The sequence below is a fragment of the Roseovarius marisflavi genome (assembly GCF_900142625.1).
In the GTDB taxonomy this organism is placed as follows: Bacteria; Pseudomonadota; Alphaproteobacteria; order Rhodobacterales; family Rhodobacteraceae; genus Roseovarius; species Roseovarius marisflavi.
In genome coordinates this window covers 65,070-82,215 of record NZ_FRBN01000011.1, presented here as the reverse complement: position 1 = coordinate 82,215, position 17,146 = coordinate 65,070, and the positions used below count along the sequence as shown (strand labels likewise).

16 protein-coding genes are annotated in these 17,146 nt (G+C 60.6%); 8 read left to right on the top strand and 8 right to left on the bottom strand.

All coding sequences use genetic code 11. From position 1 onward, the window contains the following. Window positions 1-18 precede the first annotated feature (18 nt). Entirely contained in the window at window positions 19-666 is a 648-nt protein-coding gene (locus BUB78_RS11320; RefSeq protein ID WP_073198208.1) for a sulfotransferase family 2 domain-containing protein, read from the bottom strand. A 193-nt stretch (window positions 667-859) separates the two neighbouring features. Between BUB78_RS11320 and recA the strand changes: the two genes are divergently transcribed. The 5 genes from recA (at window position 860) to BUB78_RS11295 (ending at window position 5,933) form a co-directional block, all read left to right on the top strand. Next, complete coding sequence (gene recA / locus BUB78_RS11315) at window positions 860-1,942, top strand: recombinase RecA (protein WP_073198207.1); 1,083 nt, start codon at window positions 860-862, stop codon at window positions 1,940-1,942. A gap of 126 nt (window positions 1,943-2,068) precedes the next feature. Then, complete coding sequence (alaS, locus tag BUB78_RS11310; RefSeq protein ID WP_073198245.1) at window positions 2,069-4,732, top strand: alanine--tRNA ligase; 2,664 nt, start codon at window positions 2,069-2,071, stop codon at window positions 4,730-4,732. A 9-nt stretch (window positions 4,733-4,741) separates the two neighbouring features. Next, window positions 4,742-5,026 (top strand): DUF1330 domain-containing protein, encoded by a 285-nt coding sequence (locus tag BUB78_RS11305; protein ID WP_073198206.1) that lies wholly within the window; start codon window positions 4,742-4,744, stop codon window positions 5,024-5,026. An 18-nt stretch (window positions 5,027-5,044) separates the two neighbouring features. Further along, the gene (locus tag BUB78_RS11300) at window positions 5,045-5,332 is read left to right on the top strand and encodes a DUF1330 domain-containing protein (protein ID WP_073198205.1); all 288 of its coding nucleotides are present in this window, start codon (window positions 5,045-5,047) and stop codon (window positions 5,330-5,332) included. 55 nt (window positions 5,333-5,387) lie between these two features. Continuing rightward, window positions 5,388-5,933, top strand: coding sequence for a histidine phosphatase family protein (locus tag BUB78_RS11295; protein ID WP_073198204.1), 546 nt, complete (start codon window positions 5,388-5,390; stop codon window positions 5,931-5,933). A 3-nt stretch (window positions 5,934-5,936) separates the two neighbouring features. Here BUB78_RS11295 and typA read toward each other — a convergent pair whose 3' ends face one another. From typA to BUB78_RS11275, 4 genes are all read right to left on the bottom strand, one after another. Next, a complete protein-coding gene (gene typA, locus BUB78_RS11290) occupies window positions 5,937-7,757 on the bottom strand; it encodes a translational GTPase TypA (protein WP_073198203.1) in 1,821 nt (606 codons plus the stop codon). 84 nt (window positions 7,758-7,841) lie between these two features. After that, on the bottom strand, window positions 7,842-8,717 hold the full coding sequence (locus BUB78_RS11285; RefSeq protein ID WP_170865056.1) for a GNAT family N-acetyltransferase: 876 nt from the start codon (window positions 8,715-8,717) through the stop codon (window positions 7,842-7,844). Between the two features lie 225 nt (window positions 8,718-8,942). Further along, window positions 8,943-10,016 (bottom strand): hypothetical protein, encoded by a 1,074-nt coding sequence (locus BUB78_RS11280; RefSeq protein ID WP_220084004.1) that lies wholly within the window; start codon window positions 10,014-10,016, stop codon window positions 8,943-8,945. Between the two features lie 609 nt (window positions 10,017-10,625). Then, the gene (locus BUB78_RS11275; RefSeq protein ID WP_073198200.1) at window positions 10,626-11,138 is read right to left on the bottom strand and encodes a single-stranded DNA-binding protein; all 513 of its coding nucleotides are present in this window, start codon (window positions 11,136-11,138) and stop codon (window positions 10,626-10,628) included. A 189-nt stretch (window positions 11,139-11,327) separates the two neighbouring features. Between BUB78_RS11275 and BUB78_RS11270 the strand changes: the two genes are divergently transcribed. After that, window positions 11,328-11,927, top strand: a complete 600-nt coding sequence (locus BUB78_RS11270) for a lytic transglycosylase domain-containing protein (RefSeq protein WP_073198198.1) — start codon at window positions 11,328-11,330, stop codon at window positions 11,925-11,927. A gap of 10 nt (window positions 11,928-11,937) precedes the next feature. Here BUB78_RS11270 and BUB78_RS11265 read toward each other — a convergent pair whose 3' ends face one another. The 3 genes from BUB78_RS11265 to miaA form a co-directional block, all read right to left on the bottom strand. After that, window positions 11,938-13,530, bottom strand: a complete 1,593-nt coding sequence (locus BUB78_RS11265; protein ID WP_139279321.1) for an ABC transporter substrate-binding protein — start codon at window positions 13,528-13,530, stop codon at window positions 11,938-11,940. Between the two features lie 194 nt (window positions 13,531-13,724). Next, on the bottom strand, window positions 13,725-14,531 hold the full coding sequence (locus tag BUB78_RS11260; protein ID WP_073198194.1) for an AraC family transcriptional regulator: 807 nt from the start codon (window positions 14,529-14,531) through the stop codon (window positions 13,725-13,727). 104 nt (window positions 14,532-14,635) lie between these two features. Next, on the bottom strand, window positions 14,636-15,517 hold the full coding sequence (gene miaA / locus BUB78_RS11255; RefSeq protein WP_073198192.1) for a tRNA (adenosine(37)-N6)-dimethylallyltransferase MiaA: 882 nt from the start codon (window positions 15,515-15,517) through the stop codon (window positions 14,636-14,638). Between the two features lie 140 nt (window positions 15,518-15,657). Between miaA and pyrH the strand changes: the two genes are divergently transcribed. Continuing rightward, window positions 15,658-16,389, top strand: a complete 732-nt coding sequence (pyrH, locus tag BUB78_RS11250) for a UMP kinase (protein WP_073198190.1) — start codon at window positions 15,658-15,660, stop codon at window positions 16,387-16,389. Window positions 16,390-16,574: 185 nt separating this feature from the next. Beyond that, a complete protein-coding gene (frr, locus tag BUB78_RS11245; protein ID WP_073198188.1) occupies window positions 16,575-17,138 on the top strand; it encodes a ribosome recycling factor in 564 nt (187 codons plus the stop codon). Window positions 17,139-17,146 lie beyond the last annotated feature (8 nt).

Genomic DNA, 17,146 nt, shown 5'->3' with positions numbered 1-17,146 from the left:
TGCTGTGATGCGCAGTAGCTAGGTCTTTGAGACGGGCTTTCGGCGCGCAGGCAGGGGCGCATACTGGCCATTTTCACCGATTCCCTCCCACAGGGCGAAATCACTGGAAAATTTGCGGCGTAACCGGGCCTCGGTCTTTGCGCTCAGTTCAAGGTCGCGAGCGGGGGAGGCGTTGAGGTGTTTGATTTCTATCGTTGTGCCAAGTCGCTGTTCCAGAAAACGGATCAGATCTGCTTGATCTTCATAGCGGAACAGATGGGTGACGCAGGTGCCATTACGCTGCGGTTCGAGGAACTTTGACTGCGCGCCAACACGCGCGAAGCCGGGTTGCTCGCCCATGCAATAGGCCGTGACGAAATCATCAAAACTAAGATCCTGCGTGCTATTGGCGGTCCCGGCCATTGCCGGTCTTTGACGGTAACGATACCAGCTTCCCAGCCAACTGATTGGTTCACGCATCACCGCCAGAACATCTACGTCGGGTGCGATGAATCGTTCGATCATCGGTCGAAAGAAGCGATTGTAGCGAAACACCGGCGCGTGTTTTAGCTCGGGGGGCGTCGTCACAGCGATCGCCGCGAGAGGGACCAGGCTGGCCTGATAGGCGGTGCTACCGGTTTTGGGCACCGACAGGAACACCAGCTTTGCCGTTGAAAACACTAACATTTAGCGGCCTTTTCCAAGAGATTTTCACATATGGGATCACTGTAAACTACTTGTTAATCGTTTCAGGCAAAAGTCGATTTACCAATAATTTTCTTGAAATGTTCCACTTTTGTCCTCATAAGGTCGAGAACAAGAAGCGAACAAAGGCAGCGATTGCCGCCCGTGACCGGGTGTGGAATAAGGAAGCGAACAAATGGCAACGGCAGATCTTTTATCCATGGACAAAAAGAAAGACACGGACAAGCAAAAGGCGCTGGACAGCGCCCTCGCCCAGATCGAGCGGCAGTTCGGCAAAGGGTCGATCATGCGCATGGGGGGCGACAATCCGATCGCCGATATCGAGGCGACCTCGACCGGATCGCTTGGCCTTGATATCGCGCTTGGCATTGGTGGCATCCCCAAGGGGCGCATCATCGAGATTTACGGGCCTGAAAGCTCGGGCAAAACGACGCTGACGCTGCATTGTGTGGCGGAAGAACAGAAAAAGGGCGGCATCTGCGCCTTTGTCGACGCGGAGCACGCGCTTGATCCGGTTTATGCGCGCAAACTCGGCGTTAACCTTGACGATCTGTTGATTTCACAGCCCGACACAGGCGAGCAGGCTCTTGAGATCGTCGATACGCTGGTGCGTTCCGGTGCGGTCAGCATGATCGTGGTCGATTCGGTTGCGGCGCTCACCCCCAAGTCGGAACTTGAGGGCGAAATGGGCGACAGCAGCGTCGGCGTGCACGCCCGCCTGATGAGCAAGGCCATGCGCAAATTGACCGGCTCGATCAGCCGCACCAAATGCACGGTTATTTTCATCAACCAGATTCGCATGAAAATCGGCGTCATGTTCGGCAGCCCGGAAACCACAACCGGCGGCAACGCGTTGAAGTTCTACAGCTCGGTCCGGCTTGATATCCGCCGTATCGGGGCGCTCAAGGATCGCGATGAAATCGTTGGCAACGCCACGCGCGTCAAGGTCGTCAAGAACAAGGTGGCACCGCCCTTCAAACAGGTGGAATTCGACATCATGTATGGCGAAGGCATCAGCAAAATGGGCGAGCTTCTTGATCTTGGCTCCAAGGCGGGCGTGGTCGAGAAATCCGGGAGCTGGTTCAGCTATGGGGATGAACGCATCGGGCAGGGCCGTGAAAACGCCAAGACCTTCTTGCGTGAGAACCCGAAAATGGCGCTTGAGATCGAGGATAAGATCCGCGCCTCGCACGGATTGGACTTTGATATGTCCGGGCGCCCCGACGACAGCGATGACGGCGATATCCTGGAAGGGTAATCCGACATAGGCGACAGGATTGAGGCCCGGCCAATGCGCCGGGCCTTTTCTTGCGGTGGACATGGCAAGACGGCACAGTTAAATCATCCGGATGCAGGCCAAATAACCGCCCGGAAAGAGATGCCCATGCCAACGCTGAATGAGATCCGTTCGACTTTTCTGAACTTTTTCGAGCGCAACGATCATCGTATCGTCGACAGTTCGCCGCTTGTCCCGCGCAACGACCCGACGTTGATGTTCACCAATTCCGGGATGGTGCAGTTCAAGAACTGTTTCACCGGGGTTGAGCATCGCGATTACACCCGCGCCACCACAAGCCAGAAGTGCGTGCGCGCCGGTGGTAAGCACAATGACCTTGATAACGTCGGCTATACCGCGCGCCATCACACGTTTTTCGAGATGCTCGGCAACTTTAGTTTTGGCGACTATTTCAAGGAACAGGCGATCCCCTATGCCTGGGATCTGCTGACCAAGGATTTTGGCATCGATAAGTCCAAGCTGTTGGTCACCGTTTATCATACCGACGACGAGGCGGCGTCGATCTGGAAGAAATACGCCGGGCTGAGCGATGACCGGATCATTCGGATCGCGACGGATGACAATTTCTGGTCGATGGGCGCGACCGGCCCCTGCGGCCCCTGCACCGAGATTTTCTATGATCACGGTCCCGATATCTGGGGCGGCCCTCCGGGTAGCGCGGAAGAGGACGGTGATCGTTTCATCGAGATCTGGAACCTCGTTTTCATGCAGAATGAGCGCTTTGAAGACGGCACACAGCGCGACCTTGATATGCAGTCGATCGATACCGGCATGGGGCTGGAACGGATTGGCGCGCTGTTGCAGGGCAAGCACGACAATTACGACACCGACCTGATGCGCGCCCTGATCGAGGCGAGCGCCCATGCCACAAGCCAGGATCCTGATGGCCCCGGCAATGTGCACCACCGGGTGATTGCGGACCATTTGCGCTCGACCTCTTTCCTGATGGCCGATGGCGTGATGCCGAGCAATGAGGGGCGCGGTTACGTCCTGCGCCGGATCATGCGCCGCGCCATGCGGCACGCGCATCTTCTGGGGGCCAAGGACCCGGTCATGCACCGTCTGGTCCCGGCGCTTGTGGCGCAGATGGGCCAGGCCTATCCGGAACTTGGCCGCGCGCAATCGATGATCGAGGAAACCCTGCGCCTTGAAGAAACCCGATTCAAGCAGACGCTTGATCGCGGCCTGCGGCTTTTGGATGACGAGCTTGGCGATCTGCCCGAGGGGGCGGCGCTTCCGGGCGAGACGGCCTTCAAGCTCTATGACACCTTTGGGTTTCCGCTTGATCTGACGCAGGATGCGCTTCGGGAAAAGGGCCGCTCGGTTGATACCGAGGGCTTTGATGCGGCCATGGCCGAGCAAAAGGCCAAGGCGCGTGCGGCGTGGTCGGGTTCGGGCGAGGCGGCGGATGCGGCCGTTTGGTTTGACATTGCCGAGGACAAGGGAACGACAGATTTCCTGGGCTATGACACCGAGATTGCCGAGGGGCAGATCACGGCGCTGGTGGCGTCCGGCGCGCCGGTTGCGGTCGCCAAGACGGGCGAGACTGTCCAGATCGTGCTGAACCAGACGCCGTTTTATGCCGAATCCGGCGGTCAGGTCGGCGATCAGGGCCTGCTCAAAACCGAAACCGGTACGGCCCGGATTACCGACACGAAGAAGGTGGCCGGCGTGTTCATCCATTTCGCCGAGGTGACCGAGGGCGAGGTAACAAGCGGGCAGGCGGCCCAGTTGGCCGTCGATCACGCCCGCCGCAGCGCCATTCGCGCCAACCATTCGGCGACGCATCTGCTGCACGAGGCGCTGCGCGAGGCGCTTGGGGATCATGTGGCACAGCGCGGATCGCTCAATGCCGAGGACCGGTTGCGCTTTGATTTCAGCCATACCAAGCCGCTGAGCGACGATGAGCTGGCCAAGGTCGAGGCCGACGTTAACGCCTATATCCGCCAGAACAGTGCCGTTGAAACCCGGATCATGAGCCCGGATGACGCGCGCGGCCTTGGCGCACAGGCGCTCTTTGGCGAAAAATACGGCGATGAGGTACGGGTGGTGTCGATGGGGTTCGAGGAGGGCTCGGGTCGCGGGCCGGACGGGCAGACCTATTCTATCGAACTTTGCGGTGGCACCCATGTACGCCAAACCGGCGACATCGGCGTGTTCGTGGCCCTTGGCGATAGCGCATCAAGTGCCGGTGTGCGCCGGATCGAGGCGCTGACCGGGGCTGCGGCCTTTGACTATCTCAGCGGGCAAAGCGCGCGCCTGTCATCGATTGCGCAGGACCTCAAGGCGCGCCCGGACGAGGTTGTCGAGCGGGTCAAATCCCTGATGGACGAGCGCCGCGCGCTGTCCAACGAGGTGGCACAGCTGCGCCGTGAATTGGCCATGGCCGGCGGGCCGGGTGACGGCGGCGGTTCTGAGGTACGCGAGATCAACGGCGTGAAGTTCATCGCGCAGGTGCTGTCCGGCGTTCAGGGCAAGGACCTGCCGCCGCTGATCGACGAGCACAAGGCGCGCCTTGGATCGGGTGCGGTCTTGCTGATGGCCGATACCGGTGGCAAAGTGGCGGTCGCCGCCGGCGTGACCGATGACTTGACCACTCGGGTGTCGGCGGTGGATCTGGTGCGGGCCGCTGTGGCCGAAATGGGCGGAAAGGGCGGCGGCGGTCGCCCCGACATGGCCCAGGGCGGGGGCAGCGACATCAGCCAGTCAGAGGCCGCGATCAAAGCGGCAGAGGGGGTCATTTCGACCTGAGGAGGAACGATGAGCGCCTATATTATTGCCCGGATCAATGTGACCGATACCGAAGATTACAAGAACTATGCCAGCCAAACGGTTGCATTGGCTGAGAAATTCGGTGGCCGGTTCCTGGTGAAAGGGGGCGCACAGACCCAGTTGGAGGGCAACGGCCCTGACCGGCATGTGATCATCGAATTCCCGGACCGAGAGGCCGCGCTTGAGTGGTATAATTCTGACGCCTATCGCCGCATTTTGCCGATCGCGATCAGCAGCAGTGACCGTGATATTGTCGTCGTAGACGGCCTTTGACCCCAAGGAGAGACCAGCATGCCCGCGCTTTGGATTGCCCATGTGACCGTGACCGATGACGAGGCTTATGGAAAATATGCCAAGCTAGCAGGCCCGGCGATTGCCAAGCACGGCGGCGCCTTCATTGCGCGCGGCGGGCGGTTTGTACAACTTGAGGGCAAGGAGCGCCCGCGCAACGTGGTGGCGCGCTTTCCTTCGGTCGAGGCCGCCGAGGCCTGTTATCACAGCGACGACTATCAAGCGGCGCTGAACCATGCGCGCGGCGCCTCTGAGCGCGAGTTGGTGATCGTCGAAATCACCGAATAACGCTGGTCAAACCCGCGCGTCGCCCTAGGTTTTCCTGAAGCGATAAGGGGAAGCCATGCGATTTTTACTAACCGTATACCTATGTCTCTTCGCGGGTTTTGCCTCGGCCGATGATTTGAGCGCGCTCAAGCAACCCGGCGTGGTTGCCCTGATGCGCCATGCGCTCGCGCCGGGAACGGGCGATCCGTCCGACTTTGCGCTTGGCGATTGCGCGACCCAGAGAAACCTTGATGCGCGCGGCCGGGATCAGGCGCGGCGCACGGGGCAGGCGTTGCGCGCGGCAGGGGTGACCTTTGGCCAGATATGGACAAGCCAATGGTGCCGGACGCGCGACACGGCGCATCTGCTGAATCTGGGGGAGGTCACGGAACAGCCGACGCTCAATTCATTTTACGCCGGACAGGGCGATGCCAAGGCACAGACGGAACAAACGCTTGAACTAATTCAAAGCCTGCCCACCGATGCGCGTCTTTTGATCGTCACTCATCAAGTGAATATCACAGCGCTGACCGGTCTTGGGGTAAGCTCGGGAGAGATCATCATCGCCCGCCGCACGCCAGAGGGTCTGGCGGTCAGCGGGCGATTCATGATTGCGCCGTAGGCCCTAGGCCTTTTTGGCATTCCGCTTGCGCTCGATCGGGTCGAGAAAGCGTTTGCGCATGCGGATCGAATTGGGCGTGACCTCGACCAACTCGTCATCGTCGATATAGGCAATCGCCTGTTCCAGACTGAGCGTGACCGGCGTGGTCAGGCGCACGGCCTCGTCGGTACCAGAGGCCCGCACGTTGGTGAGCTTTTTGCCCTTGAGCGGGTTTACCTCGAGATCGTTCTCGCGGCTGTGTTCGCCGATGATCATGCCGGTATAGACCTTGGTCTGCGGGCCGATGAACATTTTCCCGCGCTCTTCGAGGTTCCACAGGGCATAAGCCACCGATTCGCCGCTTTCCATCGAGATCAACACCCCGGTCCGACGACCCTGAATCGGGCCGCGATGCGGGGTCCAGCTATGAAATACCCGGTTCAGAACACCGGTGCCGCGCGTGTCGGTCAGAAATTCGCCGTGATAGCCGATAAGCCCGCGCGAGGGCACAAGCGCGATGATCCGGGTCTTGCCGGCACCTGCGGGTTTCATCTCGGCAAGCTCACCCTTGCGGGGGCCAGTGATCTTTTCGATCACGGCGCCGGAATATTCGTCGTCCACGTCAATCGTGACTTCTTCGAGCGGCTCAAGGCGCTCGCCGTTCTCGCCGGTCCGCAACAGAACCTGCGGCCGCGAAATGCTGAGCTCAAAGCCCTCGCGGCGCATGTTTTCGATCAACACGCCCATCTGCAATTCGCCACGTCCGGCGACCTCGAAGGCTTCGCCGCCTGGTGTGTCGGTGACACGGATCGCAACGTTGGATTCGGCCTCTTTCATCAGCCGCTCGCGGATGACGCGCGACTGCACCTTCTTGCCTTCGCGACCGGCAAGGGGGCTGTCGTTGATGCCGAAGGTCACGGTGATGGTGGGCGGATCAATCGGCTGGGCCTCGATCGGATCTTCGACCGCAAGGGCACAGATGGTATCGGCCACGGTGGCCTTGGACATGCCGGCAAGGCTGACGATGTCGCCGGCAAGGGCCTCGTCGATATCCTGGCTTGCAAGGCCGCGGAAGGCCTGAATGCGGGTCACGCGGAACTGTTCGATCTTCTGGCCGATGCGGCTCAGGGCCTGAACGGTTGCGCCAACCTTGAGACGACCGGATTCAACCCGGCCGGTCAGCAGGCGACCCACAAAGGGGTCGGCGCCAAGGGTGGTGGCCAGCATGCGGAAATCTTCGTTCACATGGGCGATCTGCTTGGGCGCGGGCACGTGGTTCACGATAAGCTCGAACAGCGCCGAAAGATCCTTGCGCGGGCCTGTCAGCTCGTGATCGGCCCAGCCGGAGCGGCCCGAGGCATACATATGCGGGAAATCAAGCTGATCGTCATTGGCGTCAAGGCTGGCGAAGAGATCGAAACATTCGTTCAGCGCGCGATCGGGCTCGGCATCGGTCTTGTCGACCTTGTTGAGCACAACAATCGGGCGCAGTCCGAGGCGCAACGCCTTGGCGGTCACGAATTTGGTTTGCGGCATCGGGCCTTCGGCGGCATCGACCAGCAGAACCACACCGTCAACCATGCTCAGGATACGCTCGACCTCGCCGCCGAAATCGGCGTGGCCGGGGGTATCAACGATGTTGATCCGGGTGTTTTTCCAAACCAGGCTCGTGGGCTTGGCAAAAATTGTAATGCCGCGTTCACGCTCCAGGTCATTGCTGTCCATGGCGCGTTCGTCGACGGCCTGATTGGCCCGGAAAGCGCCGGATTGTTTCAGCAGTTCGTCGACCAGCGTGGTTTTGCCGTGGTCAACGTGGGCGATGATTGCGATATTGCGCATGTCCATAGGGGCGGTGTCCTGATATTGTTCGCCTGCGCCCTATACGCCGCAGCGCGGAAAGACCAGAGGCAAAGCGCTTTGTGAGCGCCATCATGCCGCGCGCCTGTGACGCTTTTGGAACAGGGCGGGCCGGGGAAACCGTATCATGGTTGGCCCGAGCGCGCAAAGCGTAGCCCCGCTGCCCATCTTGAAGCGGGCAAGGCCAGGCGCACTCAAGGCCTCGATTGGGCCGAGATCAAGCCGCATGACCCCGCGCTCGGCCAGCCAGTTTTGCGCCTCCCAGAGCAAAAGGTTATGCGCCGAGGTCTTGCGCCCCAAATCGCCGGTCCAGCCGATGTGATAGGTGGCGGTCATGCCATGATGCAGGATGAGTATCTGCGCCACCAACTCGCCCGCCTTATGCGCGCTCCAGATCCGTGCCGCGCCGGGGTTTTGCGCGCTGAACGCAACCGCAAAGCCGAGCGGCAAGGCGCGATAGCGGCGGTCGCGGCGCTGTCTGGCCTCGCGGCGCAGGATTGCAGTGTCGCGGGTGGGGTCGAATTCACGCTCAGACACCATAAGCCCGACCCCTTGGGCATGGCGCAACCGGTTGCGCCATTTGCCATGCTGTGCTGCCATCCGGACCTTGGCGGCGGGGATCAGATCAAGCTGAGCCACGGATTGCGCGGCGATCAGGGGACGAAATCCATGTGGGGAAAACTCGGCTGCGGCATGGTCATTGTCAGCGCTGCCAATCCAGAGCGCGCCGCCGGACATCACGCCGGTCATGCAAGAGAGAAAGGTGTCGCGCTGGTGCTCGGAAAGATCGGGCCGCCAGATTGGCCCGCGCGGAAGCCAGTTGACCGTCATTGGGCCAATGCGGCGCTGCACCACAAGCGCCTGTGCTGCGACGCCGTCGCAAACGCGCCCGGTGATTCCCTGCACCTTTGCGCCCATGGCCGCCAAAGCGCGGGCATATTGTGGCATTTGTTGTAGGGCGGCGGGGCCGGGCGGGGGGGCGCCGTGATCACTCAGGTCTATTTGCATGCCCCGATTTAATCGCCAGAACCACTAAACTTTGATTAACACGCGCATAAAAAGGCCGCAGCCCAAGGGTCGCGGCACGCTCTGACCCTTGGAAAACGCATGTTCAAGGCGGGCAAAACCGGTCCTGCCTTTTGCGCAGATTCTCTGGATTGGCGAATTTGAGGATCAGTCGAAGATGATGCGTGTTGTGCCGTTTTGTGTGACAGCGCGTAGGATGGTCGGGCAATCTGTGCCCGCCGCTGAGCCCTTTGGCGATTCAAGGCAGCACTGGGATTGGCCGCTGTCACACAGTGGGATGAGTTTTCCCGTCAATTGGCGCAAGCGAAAGCTAAGTGCGCGGTTGTCTTGGATGAACGCTTTGCGTGCGGTTGGCAGGGTGCGTATATCGCCAGAGATCGCCATCGGCGCGTCAATGGTTTGCACGGTCTCGCCAAGGTCGCGGGTATAGGCCTGCCAGTCGCGGTACGAGTAGTATTGTTTGGCGGTTTGGAGCATGTAGCTGCCGATAATCAACAGGACTGCGTTGCGCGCCATGCGGCCCGCAAAGCCGCTGTGTGCTGTCAGGATTTGCGCCGCGCGGGCAATCAGGACCGCATAGAGGACCCATGCAAACAGAAATGCGCGCGGCGGAACGATCAGCCCCATTTTCAGATTTTGCACCACGATCAGCGTAAGCCCGGTGACAAGACCTGCATGCAGATACAGCGCCTCGCAGGGGGCGTGACGTGCCAGCACCAGTGTCCCAAGCACCAGGAACCCAAGATGAAAATAGACGGTAGGCGTGAAATCAAAACTGCTGCGGAACATGAAGTCACTGAACGATTGCGCAACCAACGGAAGGTTGGCAACAAGACTTGCCATATCAGTCGCAGGGGTAGCGTTGCGCCATTCGGCGACAGGCACGCCAAACACCCCGTGGGCGGATAAATTCAGTGTGTAGACGCATAATACGGCCAGCACAAAGCTGGCTGTGAACAGCGCCAATAGCCCTATGAGATCGCTCAGACTGCGCCGTTGATTACATGCGACCGCAACCGCCAACAAAAGCAGCGGATAGGTCGTGTAGGCCATAAAAGTCAGCACAGTGAACGGCACCAGCAAGGCACGATGCATGCGGCGCGACAGTTTCAGACTTAACCCGGCATAAAGCGCGACCAATGCCAGGCCCGGAAGCAGTGTATTGAACCACACCGAAATGAGTGTCGCCGGGGGGGCAATAAGGATCAAAAGCGCCAGCACGGTCGCAAACCAGGCCGAGGCATGCGTCTTACCAAGCGCCGCAATCGCAAAAAAGGCCGCAAAAAGCGCCCACAGCATTTCGTAGGCCGCGAAATTCAGCCATGCAGGTGTTGTCACCCCGCGCAGATGCCACCAATAATTCAGCCACCGTCCCTCGTCTTTGGTCTTTACCCAATATCCTGTGGGATCGGCAAAAAAGGCCGGGTAGTCATCGAACCGGATCATCGGGTCGATCAGGTTTGGCGCCGAGATCACAAAGACCGCAAGCAGCGTCATCAAAATGATGGGAATGACACTTTGGCGGTTTGCATCGGCTGAGGCATGCGGAAAGGCGGATGTATTGGCAGGATCGGTCATTCAGCAAGACCCTGCGGGTCTGCGGCGCGGCGGGCTCTGGCGCGCAAGGGATGACGGCGGCTGCCGGCCGGCAAGGGCAAAGGCTGTGCCGTTTTCATTTTGAGCGTGCGGTCGAAGAGATGCAAAATTCACCTGCGTTCAAAGTGAAAAATATAATTCACCTCTAGCGCAAGGAAAAAGGGCTGACAACTGTCAGCCCTTTGAGGCAGCTTATCTTTTGTTCGGACGTTTACGTTTTGATGTCGATCAACGTCAAAACGGAATCTCGTCATCCATGTCGCGCGAGGGGCGGCTTGGGGCCGGGCTGCTGCCACCGCCGCTGGCACCGCCATAATCGCCACCGTAATCGCCACCATAGCCGCCGCTGTCCTGACCGCCGCCATAGCCGCCACCACCGCTGCCGCCGCCTTCGCCACGGCCATCCAGCATCACGAGCGTCGCATCAAAACCCTGAAGGACGATTTCGGTGCTGTATTTGTCCTGACCGGACTGATCCTGCCATTTGCGAGTCTGAAGCTTGCCCTCGAGATAGACCTTGGAACCCTTGCGCAAATATTGCTCTGCCACCCGGACAAGACCCTCGGAAAAGATCGCGACCGAGTGCCATTCGGTCTTTTCGCGCCGCTCGCCGGTGTTGCGGTCTTTCCAGGTTTCAGAGGTCGCGATGCGCAGGTTGCAGACCTTGCCGCCGTTCTGAAATGTGCGGACCTCCGGGTCGCGGCCCAGATTGCCGATGAGAATTACCTTGTTTACAGAGCCGGCCATCGTGCCCTCCTTGAATCATGCTGCGGGTTGGCGTTCTGGTGGTTACACCACTGGATGGGGGTGAAGGAAAGGTAAAAATTGTCTTCAAATCCTCCGAAACTGGCGGAACATGGCTGAATCCTGAAAAGAAGGCTCGAAAATCCGGGGCAAATTCTCTAGATTGCGGCAAAGGTTAATTCTGGGGGCGGAATGGGGATTCGAGCAATTGCAGGGGCGGTTCTGGCCGTTGGTCTGATCCAGCCGGTCGGTGTCGGGGCCGAGGTTCTATCCACCAAGAGCCGGGGAACGCTGTTCAAATCGCAAACCAGCGTCTTGGACAATCGCGCCCGCCAGCAATATAACAATTCCGTTCGCCTTCAGCCACAGCGCGTCAATACGCCGACGATCTGGGGGGATGATCTGTCGCCGCGCTTCAAGGGCGCCTATCGCGGGCCTTATCTTGATGTGGCGAAACAGGCGGCGCGCCGTCATGGCGTGCCCGAGAACCTGTTCCTGCGCCTTGTCCAGCAAGAATCCGGCTGGAAGGTGAAGGCACGCTCGCACAAGGGCGCGATCGGTCTGGCCCAGCTTATGCCGCAAACCGCGCGCGTGCTTGGCGTTGACCCGCATGATCCGCGTCAAAACCTTGAGGGGGGCGCGCGCTATCTTGCCACGCAGTACAAGGAGTTCGGATCGTGGCGGCTTGCGCTTGCGGCCTATAATGCCGGTCCCGGCGCGGTCAAGAAATACGGCGGCGTGCCGCCCTATAAAGAGACCCGCAATTACGTGCGCGTGATCTGGGGCAGCTAAGCCACGCCAATCAGGCGGCAAAACCGATCTTGTAGAGGTGAATTTCGTTTGCAGGATGCTTTTGCGCATTCACAAGTTTGCCGTTGTGGTGATTGAACAGCGCGCGCCAATAGGGCTGAATGATCACACCTTCGTCGCGCAGCAGGGTCTGAAGCCGTGCCATCACCTCGCGGCGCGCCACGGCATCGGCAAGCGTGTTGGCGCGATCCAGAAGCGCGTCGAATTCGGCATTGGCAAAGCCGGTTTCATTCCACGCCGCACCGGAACGATAGGCCAGCGACAGAACCTGAACATCCAGCGGGCGGTGGTTCCACTGGGTCGAAGAAAACGGAAAATCGCGCCAATTGGGCCAGAATTGATCACCGGGCAAAATCCTGCGCCGTACCCTCAGGCCGGCATCGCGCAATTGCACGGCCACCGCATCGCCGGTGTTGCGCTGCCATTCATCGTCAACGGTGACCAGCTCGTGAACATAGCCCAAAAGGCCGGCCGCCTCGATATCCTCGCGCGCTTGCGCCGGGTCATAGGGGGCAGGGCCGATATCGGCATAGGCGGGGTGGATCGGGCTGACGTGGTGATTGGCGGCCACGGTGCCGCGCCCGGCATAGCCAAGCTCAAGGCAAATAGCATTGTCGACGGCAAGCGCAAGGGCGCGGCGGACCTGACGCTTGGTATAGGGGTTGGTGCCCACCACCGCGGCGCTCTGCGAGGCCCGGATCACCGTGGTCGCGGCGGTTTCCGTGCGGGTTCTGGTCCAGCCAACACCATCCATAGCATCAATAAAATCACCAACCGTTTCATAAAGCAGGTCAACCTCGTCCGCCTCTGCCGCGGCAAGCCAGCTTGACGGGTTGGTGCCGTAATCAATGAATTCCACGCGATCAAGGTAGGGGCCGCCATAAACATCCGTCCCCCACCAGATGTGATGAGGGTCACGCTCCAGAATACAGGTCTCGCCGGGCGTGATCGACACCGGACGGAACGGGCCGGTCCCGACGCCGTGCAGAAAGGGATCGCCGCCGGCATAGTCCTTATGTACGATTGCCGCCGGGTAATCGGACATATTGGCAATCACCGATATATCGGGCGCCGAAAGGGCAAGCGCGACGGTGCTGTCATCCAGCACGGTGATCGCGCCGGTCCGGACCTGTCCGGTCTCGGGGTCAATCATCCCGGCAAAGCGCCCGGCCATGGAATTGCCCGGTTCGGTGGTATCGCACCACCGCGCGATATTGCGCGCCACGTCGTTCGCGTCAAAAACATCGCCATTGTTCCAGGTCACGCCCTTGCGAACGTTCAAGAGATAGCGGGTGGCATCCTCGTTGACGCTCCAGCTTTCAAGCAGCATGCCGCGAAAGCTTCCGTCGCCGACATATTCCACCAGGTATTCCAGAAAGCCACGGGTCTGATTGCCGAGTTCGCTCCAGTCATAGCTGCGCGGATCCTTGAGCGGTTTGACGTTTTGCTGAATGCGCAGGGTGCCGCCCTTGGCAATGGCCGGTGTCTGGGCCTCGGCGGGGCCGGGCAGCCCGCCGAGCACACAGGCCGCGCCCGCCGTCAGGCCAAGCGATGTGGCGCGGCTCAGAAACTCTCGCCTGTCCATGCGCCCGGCCCTGAGATCACCGGCGTAGCGGCGGGCGGCAGGATGGACCGGGGGGCAGATGTGTCGCGACATGGAAGGCTTTCAATGAGGGGTGACGGAATCCCGTGCACCGGTCAAATCATTGCCAGCATTAGATAACGAGCGGCTTTCAATGGCAACCCGCTCTGCGCCGATTGGCCCGGCATAAATGTCGTTCAGGCAATATTCGCGCGTGGCGCGCGCTCGGCGCACTTGGCGCGCAGAGCAGAGGGGCTTAGCCCGGTGTGTTGCAGGACGAAGCGCGAGAAATAGGCGGCGCTGCCAAAGCCAAGCGAGGCGGCGACCTGACCGATGGGCATGTCGCTGTCTTCAAGCAGGTCGCGCGCGGCGTGCAGGCTGCGTTCGGTCAGCATGTCCGCCGCCGTCACCCCCGAGGCCTGACGGCTGACGCGGGTCAGATGGGTGGGGGTCACGCCAAGCGCGCGGGCATAGACCGCCATCGCGCGCCCGCTTTTGTAGTGGCGCTCGATCAGCGCGGCATAGGCCCGCATCAGGCGCTCGGTGGCGCTTGGCTTGTCGGGCACGCCATAGTCGATCATTGCCCGGCGCAGCCAGACGGTCAGAATGCTGGCCTGTGCATTCATCGCCTCATCCATGAAGGGGCGCGCGGCGCTTTGCTCGCGCTGCATCGCCTCAAGGATCGCGGTAAGCTCGTTCTGGCTGGTGACATCGCGAATCCGAAGGTGCTGGCTTGTGTCCGGCATCAGGATCGGCCCGCCAGCAGGGAGAAGGCAGACAAGGCCAAAGCCGGTCTTGCCAATATCGAGCGAAAACATCTTGCCCGCCGGAATCGCCAGGGCATTGTGAACCCCGACGCCGCGCCGCACCCCGTCAACAACCGCGATGCCCTGGCCACGGGTGATCCAGATCAGAGCATGCGCCTCGCTGCTGTGTTGCAGGGTGCTGCGCCAATCGCTGCCGCGCGCCCATTGCACCAGGGTCTTGATTTCGGCGTGCCGCATGATCCGCTGTCTCCGGGGTGATCGGGGGATTTCCCAAAATAGTCGCAATAAGACTAATCATTTGCACAAGAGTGGCGCAATGTCAGGGCAAAATAGCGAAATTTCTAAAGCGTTTCGGCGGCAATCCGCCGCCATCGGCGCATTTTCGCGCGAAACCAGGTGCGTTGCCGCTTGGCAAATTGCCGGGTCGCGATGGTGGCGGCCTCGCGGGCCTGATCAAGGCTTAGCTCGCCGCGCAGATAGGCCACAAGCTCGGGCGCGCCGATTGCCTTGGACGAGGGGCGCGCCGCATCCCAACCGGGCAGGTTGGCGCGCACCTCGTCAAGCGCGCCCATCTCAAGCATGGCATCGAAACGCCGCGCGATGCGCGCGTTGAGCCAGTCCTTTTCGGCCTCGACCAGAAGCGGCTGACAGGCATCGAGCGGCAAAAGCGGCGGCGGGGTGTCGTCTTGCCAATCGGCCAAACCGCGCCCGGTGGCCTGCAATACCTCCCAGGCGCGTTGCACGCGCATCGGGTTGTGCGTGTCGATGCGGGCACGGGTTTCGGCGTCAAGTGCTGCGATCAGCGGCTCAAGGCCTTTGGTGGCGCGTATCGCGTCGCCCCTCTCGCGCAGATCGGGCGGGGTGGGTGGGATATCGGCAAGCCCTTCGGTCAGGGCCGTAAAGTAAAGCCCGGTGCCGCCGACGATGATCGCGCGGTCAGCCCCCTTGAGAAACGGCGCCACATCACGAAGCCAATGCCCGGTTGAATATTCGGCCCCGCCTGGCACGTGACCGTAAAGCGCGTGGCGCGCGGTGGCCTCGTCCTCGGCACTCGGGCGCGCCGAAAGGATGCGCCAGTTGTCATAGACCTGTAGGGCATCGGCATTGACAATGACGCCCCCGTGGTCGCGCGCGATGGCAAGCGCCAGGGCGGATTTGCCGCTGGCGGTTGGCCCTGCAATCAGCACTGGCTGGCCCGGATCGATATCAAATGGCATGCCCATGTCCCCCGTTACCCAAGATCGCGCGCCTTGACGAGGCGGTTTTGCGTCTTTTCGCAGGGTGCGCGGGTTTCAGCGATTGAACCTTCCGGACATTTGCGACATTTTGCGCGCGATCTCATAGACGTAGTGGAGTACTGCCGATGTCCGCCCCCCAAGACCCCAACGCCAAGTTCAGCCGCGTCATGCTCAAGATCTCTGGCGAGGCGCTGATGGGCGATCTTGGCTATGGGCTTCATCCCCCGACGGTCGAGCGGATCGCGCGCGAGGTCAAGATCGTGCATGATCTCGGGGTCGAGATCTGCATGGTCATCGGGGGCGGCAACATCTTTCGCGGCCTTCAGGGCAGTGCGCAGGGCATGGAGCGTACCACCGCCGATTACATGGGCATGCTCGCCACCGTGATGAACGCCCTTGCAATGCAAAGCGCGCTTGAGGGACTTGGCGCGCATTGCCGGGTGATTTCGGCCATTCGGATGGATGAAGTGGCAGAGCCCTATATCCGCCGCCGCGCGGTGCGCCATCTTGAGAAAAAGCGGATCTGCATTTTCGCCGCCGGTACCGGCAACCCCTATTTCACCACCGACACGGCGGCCACGCTTCGGGCCAATGAAATGGCCTGCGAGGCGATCCTCAAGGGCACCAAGGTCGATGGGGTCTATGACAAGGACCCGGTGAAACACGCCGATGCAAAGCGCTATGACCGGGTAAGCTATGACGAGGTGCTGGCGCAGCATCTTGGGGTGATGGATGCCAGTGCGATCGCGCTTGCGCGCGACAACAACCTGCCGATCATCGTCTTCAGCCTTGACGAGCCGGGCGGCTTCAAGGGCATTCTGGCGGGCGAGGGCACCTATACCACCGTGCACGGCTGATCAGACGTCAGGACCGGGATTCGTATCAATTCAGGCGAAGAAAACTCTCAAAATCGAGCGGACCAAGGCGGGCGGCGCTGATTTGAGGGGAGGGGCCTTGGACCGGGTCTGCGCAAATGGCTGGATTGCCGGGGCAAAGGCCGATATACCCGGCACAAACAAAACAAACGTTGTGGGCATAACAGATGGCAGATGATTTTCTTCTTGATACCGATGATATTAAGCGGCGCATGGACGGCGCAATTGCGGCACTGAAAACCGAATTCGCATCCCTGCGCACCGGGCGCGCGTCAGCCTCGATGCTGGAGCCGGTGATGGTGGATGCCTACGGTCAGAAAACCCCGATCAACCAGGTCGGCACCGTCAATGTGCCCGAACCGCGGATGGTCACGATCAACGTCTGGGACAAGGGCCTTGTCGGCAAGGTTGAAAAGGCGATCCGCGAAAGCGGGCTTGGCATCAACCCGCAACTCAACGGCACCATCATCATGCTGCCGATCCCCGAGCTGAACGAAGAGCGCCGCAAGGAGCTTACCAAGGTTGCCTCGCAATATAGCGAACACGCCCGCGTCGCCGTGCGCAACATCCGCCGCGATGGTATGGATCAGATCAAGAAGGCCAAGGCCGACGGGCTCTCTGAGGATGACCAGAAGTTCTGGGAAGCCGAGGTTCAGGAACTTACCGACCTCTATATCAAGAATGTTGATGACGCTCTTGAGACCAAACAAGCGGAAATCATGCAGGTCTGAATGACGAG